This window comes from Aeromicrobium panaciterrae (assembly GCF_039537165.1).
Classification (GTDB): Bacteria; Actinomycetota; Actinomycetes; order Propionibacteriales; family Nocardioidaceae; genus Aeromicrobium; species Aeromicrobium panaciterrae.
In genome coordinates this window covers 933,973-947,202 of record NZ_BAAAZZ010000002.1, presented here as the reverse complement: position 1 = coordinate 947,202, position 13,230 = coordinate 933,973, and the positions used below count along the sequence as shown (strand labels likewise).

Here is a 13,230-nt window from a genome sequence, read left to right as displayed (position 1 = left end):
TGGTGGTGTGTCATCACTGCATGCGTGGGTCGTGGGTGGGATCGGCGTACATCTGGGGGCAGCCGTTGCGGGTGTCGCGCAGCTCGAAGTGCCAGGGCTCGTTGCCATAGATCTGGCACAGCCCGTACGCCGCACCGTGCTGCGACAGCCAGCTCATGGCGTTCGTCTTGCCGACGTCGACGGCGTCACCCGAGACGTGCGGCGACGTCTGCGGGGTCGCGACCCAGCGGGCGGCCGCCGCCATCGAGCCGTACTTCGAGACGGCGTCCCGGAGCAGGTCGTTCTGGTAGTCCTTGGAGCGCCAGCCGCTGTTGACGTAGATCGTGATGCCGTCATCGGCAGCGTCCGTGGCAGCTTCACGAAGGGCGCGGAGCAGGTCGCCGTCGAGCCTGGTCACGGCCGCCGAGCTGTCGTCGAAGACAGTGACGTTCCCGGAGACCCGGCCGGACTCGTCGCGCAGGTCACGGTCCTTGGGCGGTGCGGCAGGGTGCGGTGCAGGGTGTGCGCGGACGTCGGAGACGCCGAGCTGGTCGGCTGCGGTCGGTGAGGCGCCGTACGACGTGTAGCCGAGGAATCCGATGAGCGCGGTTGAGCCGACGGCGACGACGAGCGCGGTGGTGCGGAACGTGGATCGTGCGGGTGTGCGGTGGTTCATGCATCCAGTCAAGGGAGACGACTGTTGTGAGGGCGTATGCGAATTTCGATATGCCCGCGATATCCACCAGTCACTAGCATCGGAGGATGCGTGTGCTGGTCGTCGAGGATGAGCCGTTGATGGCCGAGGCCATCCGCGACGGGCTCCGGCTCGAGGCGATCGCCGCCGACATCGCCGCAGACGGTGACACCGCGCTCGAGATGCTGAGCGTCAACACGTACGACATCGCGGTGCTCGACCGCGACATCCCGGGACCATCCGGTGACGAGATCGCCCGGCGCATCGTCGACTCCCGCAGCGGCATGCCGATTCTCATGCTCACCGCCGCCGACCGTCTCGACGACAAGGCCTCCGGATTCGAGCTCGGCGCCGACGACTACCTCACCAAGCCGTTCGACCTGCGCGAGCTGGTGCTCCGGCTGCGAGCACTTGACCGACGGCGTGCCCACAACCGTCCCCCGGTGCACGAGATCGCCGGACTTCGTCTGGATCCGTTCCGGCGCGAGGTGTTTCGCGACGGCCGGTACGTCGCGCTCACCCGCAAGCAGTTCGCGGTCCTCGAGGTGCTGATCGCCGCCGAGGGCGGTGTCGTCAGCGCCGAGGAGCTGCTGGAGCGGGCCTGGGACGAGAACGCCGACCCGTTCACCAACGCCGTACGCATCACGGTCTCGGCGCTGCGCAAGCGGCTGGGTGAGCCCTGGCTGATCTCGACGGTCCCGGGCGTCGGCTATCGGATCGATGTCGAACCAGAGGCTGACGACCGTGGCTAGGAAGCCCGGCCTGAGTGTCCGGCTCAAGCTCACGCTCAGCTATGCCGGGTTCCTCATGGTCGCGGGCGGCTTGCTGCTCGCCGTCGTGTGGGTCTTCCTGCTGCGATATGTGCCGGAAGGCCCGCGCTTCGGCACGGGTCCGTCCGGTCCCGATCGCTCGGACCTTCTGGATGCCTTCAGGCCGCGAGCAATCCAGGCGCTCGTGGCCCTGCTGGTGTTCGGACTGGTCGGCGGTTGGCTGCTGGCCGGCCGCATGCTCGCGCCGCTCACGCGCATCACGCACGCCACCAGGCTCGCCACCGCCGGATCGTTGTCGCACCGCATCCACCTGGAGGGGCGCAATGACGAGTTCCGTCAGCTGGCCGACGACTTCGACAGCATGCTCGCCCGGCTGGAGGCACACGACGCCGAGCAGCAGCGGTTTGCGGCCAACGCGTCGCACGAGCTGCGTACACCTCTCGCGATCACGCAGACCCTGCTGGAGGTGGCGCGCAACGATCCGGAACGCGACACCGGCGAGCTGATCGACCGCCTCATGCACGTCAACACCCGCGCCATCGACCTCACCGAGGCGTTGCTGCTGCTCAGCCGCGCCGATCGGCGAGCATTCACCCGCGAACCCGTGGATCTCTCGCTCATCACGGAGGAGGCCGCGGAGACGTTGCTCCCGCTGGCCGAGCAGCGCGGGATCACGATCGACACGGGTGGAGACGTCGCCCAGACCGCCGGATCGCACGCGCTGCTGCTGCAGCTCGCGATCAACCTCGTGCACAACGCGATCGTCCACAACCTCCCCGAGGGTGGAACCGTACGCGTCGCGACCAGGGTTGAAGGCGGCGAGGTCGTGCTCGAGGTGGAGAACTCAGGCGCCAGGCTCACCCCCCAGCTCGCCGCAACGCTGACCGAGCCGTTCCAGCGTGGCTCCGACCGCGCTCGGTCGGACCACTCGGGCGTCGGCCTCGGGCTGGCGATCGTCAGGAGCATCGCGGCGGCGCACGACGGCTCCCTCACGCTCACCCCGTTGGACGAGGGTGGTCTTCGGGTGACGGTGCGGTTGCCGGCCGCCGGGTGACTACCGTGGAGCCATGACGTCGCAGATCTCTCACACCACGATCGATGCCCGGGACGCCCATGCGCAGTCGGTGTGGTGGGCGCAGGTCCTCGGCATGAGCGAGGACCCCCAGGATCCCAACCTCCCGGATCACGAGGAGTGCATGATCTTCTCTCCTGACGGCCGCCAGCGGGTCCTCTTCATCAACGTCCCCGAGGGCAAGACGGTCAAGAACCGCATGCACTTCGACCTGCGTCCGACCGACCGGACCCGCGAGGAGGAGGTCGAGCGGGTGATCGCCCTGGGTGCCACCCAGCTCGAGGACTTCCGGCGCCCGGACGGCAGCGGCTGGATCCTGCTGGCCGATCCCGAGGGCAACGAGTTCTGCATCCTGCGTGGCTATCACGAGGCGCCCGACAACTACGCACACCTGGTGACCTGAGTCAGGTCTGTTCGGCCAGGGCGTCGATCGCACGGAGGTGGGCATCGGTGACGCTTGGTGCCGCGGCGGCAAAGCCGAGCAACCCGGTCACTCCGTGAGCGGCCATGGCGTCGACGAAGATCCCGAAGTGCTCGGGCAGATCGTCCTCGCCGACGTTGTGTGCCATCGCCAGGAACGTCCCACCCGACCGTGCGAGCCAGTCGCCCGAACCCGCGACGGCCTTCAGGGCGTTCGCGGAGCGTCGGATGACCTCCTTGCCGGCGTTCTCTCCCTTGGCGCGGGTGAGCGCCTCGAGTCCGTCGATCGCGATCACGGCCACCGCGACGCGATCGCCCTGGTCATCGATGCGGTGCTGAGCCTCGGCGACGATCAGGTCCCACCCTCGACGACTGACCAGACCCGTGAGCGGATCGCGAGGTGTGTCGGGGTCCGGGCGCATGGGGTTCAGACCGTGTATCCGCCGTCGATGTCGAGCTTCTGGCCGGTGATGAATCCTGCTCGGCTGGAGGCGAGGAAGCACACGGCTTCGGCGATGTCGGCGGCACTGCCGAAACGGCGAAGCGGGATGTTGCCCTTCGTGATCGCCAGTGCGTGGTCGTCGAGCTCTCCCGAGTCGATCAGGCGCGCCGCCATCCCGTCGGTGAGCATGCCCGGTCCGACGGCGTTGACCCGCACGCCGAATCGGCCTTCCTCCGCAGCCAGTCCTCGTACGAGCTGCTCGACGGCACCCTTGGGCGCGGACGAGAGCCCGTCGCGTACGGGGAATCGCGCCGTCGCTGCGGTCGTGACGGCGATGATCGAGCCCTTCGCGTCGCGCAGCTGAGGCAGGGCTGGCTGGACGAGGTTGAAGAACCCGACGGCGTCCTGGGTGAGCTGCTCGGCGAAGTCGGCGGGCGACACGGTCGACAGGTGCACCATCGGCACATGGGGGCCGGAGGCGTAGACCAGCGTGTGCAGGCCACCGTAGGTCGCGGCGATCTCAGCGAGAACCATGGCGCAGGCCTCGGCGTCGGTGACGTCGAGCGCGTGCGCGGAGGACCGTACGCCGTGCTGGGCCGCGGACGTGGCAACCGCGTTGCCGGAGTCCTTGTTGCTGCGGTAGGTCACCGCGACATCGCTGCCGCGTGCGGCCAGCATCTCCGCGATCGCGGCGCCGAGACCGCCGCTGCCACCGACCACCAGGGCGGCACCCGTGAAGTCGGCGAAGTCGGTCGAGAGGTCAGTCGTCATGAGGTCCCGAACTCTACCGAGTGGTTGTCCTTGACACGGGGAACTGGTAGAACGTGTTCTAGATTTGCTGAGGTTGAGGCCGCCCGCGGCCGAACGCCGCAGCAAACCAGGGAGCGAAGCGACCGTGAGCGTTCCGCGGCGTAGCCGCTAATTTGCGAGGTTTCACCGGCGGAGGTGCCAATGAGTGGACAGAGTGGCGACGGTGCCGAAGAGGTGGTCTCCGGCAAGGCGTGGTCCGATTTCTGCCGTGCCCTCGAAGCGGCCGGCGAAGTGGTCCTCAAGGACACGGCGCCCAGCACCCCGCTCGACCGGGCCGAGGGCTTCCGCTACCTGACACGTCTGCTGCGCCAGATGATGTACACGACGATCGAGAACGCCGACCCCGACTTCCCGCGCCTGCACGAGCTCGACCGGGTCAAGCTCGGCGCCGACAACCCCGACAACGTCTACCTGTCGGCCAACATCCGCGGCGACCGTACCTACAAGATCACCGGCACGCGCGGCTCGATCTTCTACTTCAGCATCGGGTCGAAGGCCAACCGCTACGCGATCGACGGCACCATGGCGTCGACCGGCGAGCTGACCGACAAGGACCTCGTCGTGGAGCCCGACGGCACCGTCGAGATCATCGTCAGCGCCGAGCCGCATGACAAGAACTGGCTCCCACTGGAGCCCGACTCGACGGGTCTCGTCGTCCGGCAGACCTACATGGACCGTACGACCGAGGTCCCGGGCCAGTGGACGATCGAGCGCATCGGCGAGCCGGTCCAGCGCAAGGAGCTCAACCCCGACCACTTCGTCAAGGCGCTCCAGACGGCCGCGTTCTCGCTGCACGGCACGGCGGCGATGTTCGCCGGCTGGACCGAGATGTTCATGGAGCGGCCCAACGAGCTGCCCGACTTCGGCCAGGAGTTCTTCCAAAAGGCCGGCGGCGATCCGGAGATCTTCTACGCCCACGGTTATTGGACGCTCGAGCCCGGCCAGGCGTGGGTCATCCGCACCGAGGTGCCCGACTGCCCCTACTGGAACTTCCAGCTCGACAACTGGTGGATGGAGTCGCTCGACTGGGAGCGCCAGATCACCGTCAACAAGCACACCGCCAAGCTCAATGACGACGGCACGCTGACGATCGTTGTCGCCGCCAAAGACCCTGGCTACGGCAACTGGATCGACACCTGCGGCCACGAGACCGGTACGGCGCTGCTGCGCTGGCTCGGCGCCGACCACCACCCCATTCCGACCTGCACGGTCGTCGACCTGGAGGCCCCATGACCACCGCTGCCGAGACGGCGACCGCACTGGACGTCGCCGGGCTGCTTGAGGCAGCGCGGGACAAGACCGGCCTCAGCGACTACGGCGACGAGTGGTTCGTCGAGCCGCTGACCGTGCTCACCCGGGCGATCGCCGAGGAGGCCAAGCTCTCCGAGCTGGGTCTGCACCTCACCAGGAGCAAGTTCGTGGCCTCGCTGGCTGATCGACTGCGCCTCAAGCAGCTCCAGGTCGACCACCCCGAGATCCTCGACGAGGAGGTCAGGGTCGCCGCCGAGATCTGCGGGCTGCCCCGTACCGGTTCGACGCTGCTGCACCGGCTCCTCGCATCGTCGCCCGAAGTGACCTCGACGCTGTCGTGGGAGACGTCATATCCGCTGCCGTTCCCGGGTGAGAGCCCGGACGCCGAGATCCGCAAGAAGCGCGCCCGCGACCGCTACGAGATGTTCCTCGAGATGGCGCCCGACTTCGGCGACATCCATACGATCGAGTGGGACGGCCCCGAAGAGGACGTCATCCTCATGGACCGCACGTTCACCTCGATGAGCTTCGACTCGTTCTACTGGATCCCGTCGTACGGCATCTGGCTCCGCGAGTTCGACCAGGCTCAGGCCTACCAGGACCTCAAGCAGTGGCTGCAGGTCCTGCAGTGGCAGAGCCCCGAGCGCCATGGCCAGCCGTGGATGCTCAAGTCGCCGCACCACCTGACGGCGGTCGACACCGTGCTCAACACGTTCCCCGACTGCAAGATCGTCATGACGCACCGTTCGCCGACCAAGGCCGTGCCGTCGTATGCCTCGATGGTCTGCGCGATCTCCGCCCAGTACAGCGACAGCGTCGACCCCAAGCTGGTCGGTCCCTACTGGCGCGATCGGTTCGTCTCGGCGCTCACGCAGTTCACCGGCGTACGCGCCAAGCGGCCCGAACGATTCATCGACGTCGAGTTCCTCGACGTCGTCAAGAACCCCGTCGACACGGCCACCCGGGTCATGGGCGAGCTCGGTCTCCCAGCCGATCGCGACGCACTCGAGGCCTACATGGCTCGCAACGAGGAGCAGCGGCACGGCTCCCACTCATACACGGCCGAGGACTTCGGACTCACCGAAGCCGGGCTGGAGCAAGATTTCGCGTTCTATCAGAAGGAGATTGCACCGTGATCCTCAAAGACGAGGTCGTCATTGTCTCGGGAGTCGGAGCGGGACTGGGTGCCAAGCTGGCCATCCGCGCCGCCAAGGAGGGAGCCAAGGTCGTCATGTCGGCTCGTTCCGCCGACGTCATGGACGCGACGCTGAAGGAGATCACCGCTGCCGGCGGTGACGCGATCGCGGTGCAGTGCGACGTACGCAAGACCGATCAGGTCGAGGCGGTCATGGCTGCGGCGGTCGAGAAGTACGGCAAGATCTCCGGGCTGGTCAACAGCGCATACGGGCACCCCGGCTTCACCGCCGTCCTCGATACCGAGGAGAAGGCGCTGCGCCGGGCGATGGACATCATCTTGTTCGGAGCGCTCAACATGGCGCGTGCTGCAGTGCCGCACATGAAGGACGGCGGCTCGATCGTCAACGTCGGCACGATGTCGACCCGCGTTCCGCTGGCGGGCGAGGGTGGCTACGCCATCTCCAAGGCGGCGATGGGGTGTGCGACGCAATACATGGCACTCGAGCTCGGCGCCAAGGGCATCCGCGTCAACCAGGCGATCCTCGGCTGGCTCGACGGTCCCGGCGTCCGCTTCTACCTGACGATGACGGCTGAGGAGAAGGGCATCACCGAGCAGGAGGTGTACGACGACATCGCGTCGCGCAACCCGCTGGGTCGCATCCCGACCGACGAGGCCTGTGCCGGTGGCATCCTCTACCTGCTGTCGCACTACGCGTCCGAGGTCACCGGTGCGACCCTCGACGTCAACGGCGGGGAGCACATGCCGGCATGAGCGGCCCCCACCTCGTGACGTCCGTGACGGTGCAGATCAATGCGCCGGCGGCGTTCGTGTGGGACGTCCTGGTCGACTATCCGAGCTATCCGGAGTGGAATCCCTACACGATTGCCGCGGAGACCACCCTGGAGCTCGGCGACCGGATCGACCTGACCCTGCCGCAGGTCGACGGCTCGGACGAGACGTTCATCAACCGTGAGTTCATCCGCATCGTCGACCCACCGCACCACCTGCGCTACGACACCGGTGAGGAGATGCAGGGCATCAAGGGCCAGCGCGACCAATACATCGCCGAGACCGGTCCGGAGTCGTGCGAGTACTACACGACCGACACGCTCAGCGGTGAGCTCCTCGACCTCGTCGTGGAGACGACCGGCGACTGGATCCAGGCCGGCTTCGACTCCGTGGCGATCGCGCTCAAGGCGCGAGCCGAAGCGCTGTACGCCGCCCGCTGACGTTCACCCCCGCGATTTGTGACGTTATGGGCGCCAAATGCGGCGGATGACGCCTCGAAGGTCACAAATCGCGGCTGGTGGCGAACCGGTCGGTCGCCTCGATGATCGCGTCGAGGATGCCCGGCTCGGTGAACGCGTGGCCGGCATCGGGGATGATCTTCATCTCCGCCTCGGGCCAGGAGCGGTGCAGGTCCCATGCCGTCACGGCCGGCGTGCACATGTCGTAGCGGCCCTGGATGATCACGCCCGGGATGTCCTTGAGCTTCACCGCGTCGTCGATGAGCTGGTTGTCGGTGAACCAGCCGTCGTTCATGAAGTAGTGGTTCTCGATCCGCGCGAACGCGACTGCGAACGCGTCCTCGGTGAAGTGCGCGATGACGTCCTCGTCGGGCAGCAGCGTGATGGTCGACGACTCCCAGCGCGCCCACGCCGTACCCGCGTTGACGCGCACAGCGGGATCGGGGTCGTGGAGCAGTCGGCTGTATGCCTCGACCAGGTTGCCGCGCTCGGCCTCGGGCACCGGGGCGAGGAACCCGTCCCAGAGGTCGGGGTAGATGTTGGCGGCGCCGCCCTCGTAGAACCAGTCGAGCTCGCTCTTGCGCAGGGTGAAGATGCCACGGAGCACGAGCTCGGTGACCTTGTCGGGGTGCTTCTCGGCGTACGCGAGTGCCAACGCCGAGCCCCATGAGCCACCGCACACGAGCCACCGCTCGATGCCGAGGTGCGATCGCAGTGCCTCGATGTCGGCCACGACGTGCCACGTCGTGTTGGCGCTCAGGTCGGCCTCCGGCTCGCTGGCGTGGGGGAGGCTGTTGCCGCAGCCGCGCTGGTCGAACAGGACGATGCGGTACTTCGCCGGGTCGAAAACCCGTCGCTGGTCCGGACTGGACGCGCCGCCGGGTCCGCCGTGCAGATAGACCGCAGGCTTGCCGTCGGGATTGCCTGAGACCTCGTAGTAGATCTGCTGGCCGTCGCCGACGTCGAGGAGGCCGGTGTCGTAGGGCTCGATGGCTGGGTAGAACTCGCGCATACCGAAGACCCTAACGAGGCGGGCGGCGTACTACCGTCATGCCATGACTGATGCGGGCGACTCCCGGGTCGAACCCGTCCTCGAGGCGGTGGGCACCGAGCTGATGCGCATGGCGCGTCGTGGCTCGCGGGTCTATCCCGGATCCGTCGTCGACCTGTCGGCGTTCAAGATCCTGTGGCTGCTGAGCGACAGCGAACCCCTGACGATGAAGGACCTCGCCACCGAGCTCCAGCTCGAGCAGTCGACCGTGAGTCGTCAGGTCAAGGCGGCTGTCGAACGAGGCCTGATCGAGCGGTACGACGTCGAGGGCACGTCGTCGCGGCTGCACCGTCCGACCCAGGCCGGCATCGACGTCTACCGTCAGGAGGCGGCGCTGCGTACCGCCGTGATCCGCGAAGCCCTGGAGGCGCTGGGCGTCGAGCGGGCTGGTCGGTTCGTCAACGAGCTCGCAGCGTTCAACGATGCCCTCGACGAGGCGTACGCCCGAGCGAAGGTGGCCGACTAGCGCCCCGCTGGCACCGGCTCGAGCGCCTCGGCCTCAGCGGCCGCGCGGCGCCGCGGGACGAGCCCGGCGATCGCGACACCCACGAACGCGGCCACGGCACCGATGATGAAGCAGGCCTGGAAGGCGCCCTTCGTCGGGATGTCGAACGAGCCGAGGGCGGTGGTGTTGCTGGTGAGGACGACGGCCATCGCGGCGGCGGCGAGGGTCGTACCCATCGACCGCATCAGCGAGTTGAGGCCGACGGCCGCGCCGGCTTCGCGCGGGTCGACGTTGTCGAGGATCAGGGTCGGCATCGCGGCATACCCGATGCCGACACCGGCGGTGGCGATGCACGAGGCGATCAGGAGCTGCCACGGTGCGCCCATCATGAGGACCGCGACGAGGTAGCCGACGCCCAGCACGCCGGCACCGATCATCAGCGTGACCCGGGCACCGAAGCCCTTGATGAGGTTGCTCGAGACCGGGGCGAACAGCAGCATCATGATGCCGCCGGGCGCCATCCAGAGACCCGCTTCCAGCAGCGACTGCCCGAGGCCGTAGCCCGTCGACTCCGGGAGCTGCAGGAGCTGCGGGACGACGATCGACTGCGCCATCATGCCGAAGCCGATCGCGAGCGCCGCGACGTTCGTCATGAGCACGGGGATCTTGGCGGTCGTACGGAGGTCGACGAGCGGCTCGTCCTGCCGCAGCTCGTACGTCCCCCAGACCCCGAGCACCGCGATACCGCCGAGGATGAAGCCGATCGTGGCGGGGTCGGTCCACCCCCACTCGTTGCCCTTGGAGACGCCGACGAGGAAGGCGATCAGGCCGACAGCCAGCCCGACGGCGCCGACGACGTCGAGCCTGCCGGAGGTGCCGTCATGGATGTGGGGAACCACGGCGACGATCAGCACGAGGATGACGGCGGCGACCGCGGCGGAGACCCAGAACAGCACGTGCCAGTCACCGACGTCGGCGATCCATGCGGCGAGCGGGAGTCCGATCGCACCGCCGACCCCGAGCGTCGCGCTCATGGCGGCGATCGACGTACCCGCGAGCTCTGGGGGAGTGATCTCGCGGATCAGGGAGATGCCGACCGGGATGAAGCCCATCGCCAGACCCTGCAGGGCGCGGCCGGCGAGCATCGGGCCGATGGTGTCCGACATCGCGCAGATGGCCGAGCCGACGACCAGCGTCGCGGCGTTCACCGTGAGCACCCGTTGCTTGCCGAACAGGTCCGCGAGTCGGCCGGCAACCGGCATCGCCACCGCAGCGGCGAGCAGCGTGATCGTGATGACCCAGGCGGCATTGGACGCCGACGTGCCGAGCAGGGAGGGAAGCTCGGACTGGATCGGGATGACCATCGTCTGCGTCAGGGCGGCGGCGAGGCCGCCGAGGCAGAGGGCGATCACGGCCAGGCGAGGTCGCTTGGCGATCTGGACGGGTGCGGACACGACGGGGTCTCCTGAGACTCGGAAAGGACTACATATGTATTCTACATATAGATGTCCGGCGCAACTAATTTTCTGGCGTGACGTGCGCTACACGTGCGGGACTCGATGGCTTGGGGATTGCAGGTATGCCGACGAATGGTGATCCGGACGATCCAGGCGCGGCGCAGGGCGGCTTCTCGCAGGTGCCCTGGCCGCTCAGCTCTCGGTAGATTTCCTGAGCGGCGAATCTCGGCGACCGACCCTTTGATCCCGTCGTGCCAAGCGTTGTAGTGGGCCCTGTGGGACTCGAACCCACAACCCGCGGATTAAAAGTCCGCTGCTCTGCCAATTGAGCTAAAGGCCCTGCGGCCCAAGTCTGCCAGTCCAATGTGGAAACTCCCTGCGCGGGGACAACGCAGCGGTTAGCCTCGAATCGGAGCACGAGCACGAAGGCCCGTTGACCCCTTGCGCGGTACGATGGCCACTTCGTGACGGAGTTACATCACCACCGGGAGACCCACGAATGCCAGAGCCCTTGGACAGTCGCCTTCGCGACGACCAGGCACTCGACGAGATCGAGCTGACCAGTCGTCTGATGATTGCGGCTTCTGCCAAGGAAGGACACCTCTCGCAACGCGAGGTGGACGAGCTCCTCGGCATTGTCCAGGCCGGATGACGGCCCCCGCGATTGACACTTCAGATCGCCGTGCCTCTAGCATGGGCGTGCCCTATCCAGCATTGACGGGAGTTTGTCGTGCGTTTCCGCATTCGACCAACTGAGACTTCGTTCTACGACCTGTTCTCGGAGTTGGCGGGACACCTCGTCGGGGGCGCCAACCTCCTCGCACAGATGCTCGATTCCGACACCGACAAGGCCGCGCTGGCAGAACAGATGCGAGAAGCCGAGCACCAGGCCGACGAGACGACCCACAAGATCGTCAAGCGCGCCAACAGCTCCTTCATCACACCGTTCGACCGCGAGGACATCTACCGTCTCGCCAGCGACCTCGACGACGTCATGGACTTCATGGAGGAGACGGTCGACCTGATCGGCCTGTACGAGCTCGGCGAGCTGCCGGCCGACTTCGCCCCCCAGGTCGAGGTGCTGCAACGGGCGACCCAGCTCACGGCCGAGGCGATGCCCCGGCTGCGCACCATGAAGGACCTCGACGAGTACTGGATCGAGATCAACCGCCTCGAGAACCAAGGCGACAAGTCCTACCGACGCGCGGTCGCCAAGCTTTTCAGCGGCAGCTACAAGTCGCTCGAGGTGCTCAAGCTCAAGGACATCGTCGACTCCCTCGAGCACGCCATCGACGCGTTGGAGTCCGTCGCCAACACGGTGGAGCAGATCGCCGTCAAGGAGTCCTGAGTCGTGGACCTCACCCTGGCGTTGGTGATCACGACTGTCGCAATTGCGCTCTTCTTCGACTACACCAACGGTTTCCACGACGCGGCCAACGCGATCGCCACCTCGGTCTCGACTCGGGCGCTGACGCCGCGCATCGCACTCATGATGGCGGCGGTGCTCAACTTCGTCGGAGCGCTGCTGGGAGTCGGGGTCGCCAAGACCATCAAGGACATCCTCACCGGGTTCGACGGGTTGACCCCCAACCACGCCCTGACGGTGGTGCTGAGCGCCCTGGTCGGCGCAATCGTGTGGAACCTCATCACGTGGTACTTCGGAATCCCCTCGTCTTCGTCGCACGCCCTGATCGGTGGCCTCATCGGCGTCGGCCTGGCGGCCGGTGTCTCGGTCGACTGGGACAAGGTCATCGACAAGGTCGCCATCCCGATGCTCATGAGTCCCGCGCTGGGATTCGGCGGTGCGTTCCTCGTGATGCTCGCGATCATGTGGATCTTCCGGCGAGCCAACCCGCACGCGGTCAACCGGGGGTTCCGTCTTTCGCAGACCGTCTCGGCGGCGGCGCTCTCACTCGGTCACGGCCTGCAGGACGCACAGAAGACCATGGGCGTGATCGTCCTCGCGCTGATCGCCGGCGGCGAGCACACGGGTGACGACATCCCGCTGTGGGTCATCCTCGCGGCGGCCGGCGCCATCTCGCTCGGCACCATGTCGGGCGGCATGCGCATCATGCGCACGATGGGCCGACGCATCATCGCACTCGACCCGCCGCGCGGTTTCGCCGCCGAGACGACGGCGGCGGTCGTCCTGTACGGCATGGCGATCGGCCTGCACGCCCCGGTCTCCACGACCCACACCATGACGTCGGCCGTCATGGGTGCCGGCGCGACCAAACGGTTCAGCGCGGTCCGCTGGGGAGTGGCGCGCAACATCATCACGGCCTGGGTCATCACGATTCCGGCAGCGGCTGCGGTCGGCGCGCTGTGCTACTTCGTCATCCACCTGGTGATCCCGGGCAACTAGGCCCTGCAGTTTCCCAGGAGGAGCCAGAAATCTGTCACTCCACCCTTGTTGCAACGAGGGTGGAGTGACAGATTCGGGGGACCTGCTGG

The 13,230-nt window shown here is 67.1% G+C and carries 16 protein-coding genes and 1 tRNA gene; 11 read left to right on the top strand and 6 right to left on the bottom strand.

Annotation, left to right across the window (positions count from 1 at the left end; translation table 11 throughout):
* Positions 1 to 13: 13 nt before the first annotated feature.
* Positions 14 to 655: a M15 family metallopeptidase gene (locus tag ABD683_RS05230; RefSeq protein WP_344767945.1), complete on the bottom strand. Its 642-nt coding sequence runs from the start codon at positions 653 to 655 to the stop codon at positions 14 to 16.
* Between the two features lie 86 nt (positions 656 to 741).
* Between ABD683_RS05230 and ABD683_RS05225 the strand changes: the two genes are divergently transcribed.
* The 3 genes from ABD683_RS05225 to ABD683_RS05215 are packed head-to-tail and all read left to right on the top strand — an operon-like array spanning position 742 to position 2,918.
* Positions 742 to 1,425, top strand: coding sequence for a response regulator transcription factor (locus ABD683_RS05225; RefSeq protein WP_344767944.1), 684 nt, complete (start codon positions 742 to 744; stop codon positions 1,423 to 1,425).
* Positions 1,418 to 2,497 (top strand): sensor histidine kinase, encoded by a 1,080-nt coding sequence (locus ABD683_RS05220; RefSeq protein WP_344767942.1) that lies wholly within the window; start codon positions 1,418 to 1,420, stop codon positions 2,495 to 2,497. The genes ABD683_RS05225 and ABD683_RS05220 overlap by 8 nt, the downstream gene beginning before the upstream one ends.
* Before the next feature lie 13 nt (positions 2,498 to 2,510).
* On the top strand, positions 2,511 to 2,918 hold the full coding sequence (locus tag ABD683_RS05215; RefSeq protein ID WP_344767940.1) for a VOC family protein: 408 nt from the start codon (positions 2,511 to 2,513) through the stop codon (positions 2,916 to 2,918).
* Between the two features lies 1 nt (position 2,919).
* On the opposite strand, the gene ABD683_RS05210 is transcribed toward ABD683_RS05215, so the two are convergent.
* Together ABD683_RS05210 and ABD683_RS05205 are read right to left on the bottom strand one after the other, a co-directional pair.
* The gene (locus ABD683_RS05210; RefSeq protein WP_344767939.1) at positions 2,920 to 3,357 is read right to left on the bottom strand and encodes a diguanylate cyclase domain-containing protein; all 438 of its coding nucleotides are present in this window, start codon (positions 3,355 to 3,357) and stop codon (positions 2,920 to 2,922) included.
* Positions 3,358 to 3,362: 5 nt separating this feature from the next.
* Complete coding sequence (locus tag ABD683_RS05205; RefSeq protein WP_344767938.1) at positions 3,363 to 4,148, bottom strand: SDR family NAD(P)-dependent oxidoreductase; 786 nt, start codon at positions 4,146 to 4,148, stop codon at positions 3,363 to 3,365.
* A 180-nt stretch (positions 4,149 to 4,328) separates the two neighbouring features.
* Between ABD683_RS05205 and ABD683_RS05200 the strand changes: the two genes are divergently transcribed.
* From ABD683_RS05200 to ABD683_RS05185, 4 genes are read left to right on the top strand one after another with little or no spacing between them, the layout of a single operon-like run.
* Complete coding sequence (locus tag ABD683_RS05200) at positions 4,329 to 5,420, top strand: DUF1214 domain-containing protein (RefSeq protein ID WP_344767936.1); 1,092 nt, start codon at positions 4,329 to 4,331, stop codon at positions 5,418 to 5,420.
* On the top strand, positions 5,417 to 6,574 hold the full coding sequence (locus ABD683_RS05195; protein ID WP_344767934.1) for a sulfotransferase family protein: 1,158 nt from the start codon (positions 5,417 to 5,419) through the stop codon (positions 6,572 to 6,574). Before ABD683_RS05200 ends, ABD683_RS05195 begins: the two co-directional genes overlap by 4 nt.
* Positions 6,571 to 7,347, top strand: a complete 777-nt coding sequence (locus tag ABD683_RS05190; protein WP_344767932.1) for an SDR family oxidoreductase — start codon at positions 6,571 to 6,573, stop codon at positions 7,345 to 7,347. Before ABD683_RS05195 ends, ABD683_RS05190 begins: the two co-directional genes overlap by 4 nt.
* Entirely contained in the window at positions 7,344 to 7,805 is a 462-nt protein-coding gene (locus tag ABD683_RS05185; protein ID WP_344767930.1) for an SRPBCC domain-containing protein, read from the top strand. Before ABD683_RS05190 ends, ABD683_RS05185 begins: the two co-directional genes overlap by 4 nt.
* 61 nt (positions 7,806 to 7,866) lie before the next feature.
* Here the strand turns inward: ABD683_RS05185 and pip are convergent, their stop codons facing one another.
* Positions 7,867 to 8,835, bottom strand: coding sequence for a prolyl aminopeptidase (pip, locus tag ABD683_RS05180; protein ID WP_344767929.1), 969 nt, complete (start codon positions 8,833 to 8,835; stop codon positions 7,867 to 7,869).
* A 43-nt stretch (positions 8,836 to 8,878) separates the two neighbouring features.
* On the opposite strand from pip, the gene ABD683_RS05175 reads away from it, so the two are divergent.
* The gene (locus ABD683_RS05175; RefSeq protein ID WP_344767927.1) at positions 8,879 to 9,340 is read left to right on the top strand and encodes a MarR family winged helix-turn-helix transcriptional regulator; all 462 of its coding nucleotides are present in this window, start codon (positions 8,879 to 8,881) and stop codon (positions 9,338 to 9,340) included.
* Here ABD683_RS05175 and ABD683_RS05170 read toward each other — a convergent pair.
* Together ABD683_RS05170 and ABD683_RS05165 are read right to left on the bottom strand one after the other, a co-directional pair.
* Entirely contained in the window at positions 9,337 to 10,773 is a 1,437-nt protein-coding gene (locus tag ABD683_RS05170) for an MFS transporter (protein ID WP_344767926.1), read from the bottom strand. The genes ABD683_RS05175 and ABD683_RS05170 overlap by 4 nt on opposite strands.
* Before the next feature lie 270 nt (positions 10,774 to 11,043).
* Positions 11,044 to 11,116 (bottom strand) — tRNA-Lys (locus ABD683_RS05165).
* 159 nt (positions 11,117 to 11,275) lie between these two features.
* On the opposite strand from ABD683_RS05165, the gene ABD683_RS05160 reads away from it, so the two are divergent.
* The 3 genes from ABD683_RS05160 (at position 11,276) to ABD683_RS05150 (ending at position 13,141) form a co-directional block, all read left to right on the top strand.
* A complete protein-coding gene (locus tag ABD683_RS05160) occupies positions 11,276 to 11,428 on the top strand; it encodes a hypothetical protein (RefSeq protein ID WP_332644218.1) in 153 nt (50 codons plus the stop codon).
* Positions 11,429 to 11,506: 78 nt separating this feature from the next.
* Positions 11,507 to 12,124 carry a DUF47 domain-containing protein gene (locus tag ABD683_RS05155; protein WP_344767924.1) on the top strand — a complete coding sequence of 206 codons (618 nt, stop codon included), beginning with the start codon at positions 11,507 to 11,509 and terminating at the stop codon, positions 12,122 to 12,124.
* A 3-nt stretch (positions 12,125 to 12,127) separates the two neighbouring features.
* Positions 12,128 to 13,141 (top strand): inorganic phosphate transporter, encoded by a 1,014-nt coding sequence (locus ABD683_RS05150; RefSeq protein WP_344767922.1) that lies wholly within the window; start codon positions 12,128 to 12,130, stop codon positions 13,139 to 13,141.
* Positions 13,142 to 13,230: the final 89 nt, after the last annotated feature.

Coding starts and splice junctions, on each gene's coding strand:
- ABD683_RS05230 (WP_344767945.1), bottom strand. CDS start 655: ATGAACCACCGCACACCCGCACGATCCACGTTCCGCACCACCGCGCTC.
- ABD683_RS05225 (WP_344767944.1), top strand. CDS start 742: ATGCGTGTGCTGGTCGTCGAGGATGAGCCGTTGATGGCCGAGGCCATC.
- ABD683_RS05215 (WP_344767940.1), top strand. CDS start 2,511: ATGACGTCGCAGATCTCTCACACCACGATCGATGCCCGGGACGCCCAT.
- ABD683_RS05210 (WP_344767939.1), bottom strand. CDS start 3,357: ATGCGCCCGGACCCCGACACACCTCGCGATCCGCTCACGGGTCTGGTC.
- ABD683_RS05205 (WP_344767938.1), bottom strand. CDS start 4,148: ATGACGACTGACCTCTCGACCGACTTCGCCGACTTCACGGGTGCCGCC.
- ABD683_RS05200 (WP_344767936.1), top strand. CDS start 4,329: ATGAGTGGACAGAGTGGCGACGGTGCCGAAGAGGTGGTCTCCGGCAAG.
- ABD683_RS05195 (WP_344767934.1), top strand. CDS start 5,417: ATGACCACCGCTGCCGAGACGGCGACCGCACTGGACGTCGCCGGGCTG.
- ABD683_RS05185 (WP_344767930.1), top strand. CDS start 7,344: ATGAGCGGCCCCCACCTCGTGACGTCCGTGACGGTGCAGATCAATGCG.
- pip (WP_344767929.1), bottom strand. CDS start 8,835: ATGCGCGAGTTCTACCCAGCCATCGAGCCCTACGACACCGGCCTCCTC.
- ABD683_RS05175 (WP_344767927.1), top strand. CDS start 8,879: ATGACTGATGCGGGCGACTCCCGGGTCGAACCCGTCCTCGAGGCGGTG.
- ABD683_RS05160 (WP_332644218.1), top strand. CDS start 11,276: ATGCCAGAGCCCTTGGACAGTCGCCTTCGCGACGACCAGGCACTCGAC.